General features: G+C 56.2%; 1 protein-coding gene. It reads right to left on the bottom strand.

Going from position 1 to position 448, the window contains the following annotated elements:
• Positions 1-219: 219 nt before the first annotated feature.
• Positions 220-448, bottom strand: a 229-nt coding sequence (locus NE591_RS12395; RefSeq protein ID WP_256156762.1) for a hypothetical protein, incomplete at its 5' end; no start/stop codon positions are given.

Genomic DNA, 448 nt, shown 5'->3' with positions numbered 1-448 from the left:
GGGCAAGTCATACGTGTCTTTCAGGGCGAATTATAGCTTGAACTGCGTCAAACATGCGTTGAAAAACGGCGACGACCTCCGAAGTGGCGTCCGGTGCACCAGCGTTCGAGGCGCCGTTGCTTCTAGCTCGCTCGCGCTGTATCCGTTGAAAGCTGAATAGCGGGGCGGATGCGACGCAGACGCGGAGATGAGCTGCCGGACTGCAATCTTAATACCGTCTTAATGCGGGCGCATGAACCTTAACGGCGTCTTTAGCCCTTGCTGATTATGCTGACATTCATCGGGTGGTGCTCTTGCGCGCGAAGCGCGTTGCCTCCCGGATGTTGGCAAGCGGTCCTGCGGGATCTTGAGAGACAAGGGCATAGCCCAATGTCGGTAGTTGACTTCATGCTTTTCCTCGGCAGCCTCATGCCAAAGCGCGATACCGTAAGAGGAGAGAACGCTTTCG

Origin of the sequence: Adlercreutzia sp. DFI.6.23, assembly GCF_024462535.1 — a bacterium.
In the GTDB taxonomy this organism is placed as follows: Bacteria; Actinomycetota; Coriobacteriia; order Coriobacteriales; family Eggerthellaceae; genus Adlercreutzia; species Adlercreutzia rubneri.
This window is presented reverse-complemented; position numbering and strand designations above follow the sequence as displayed.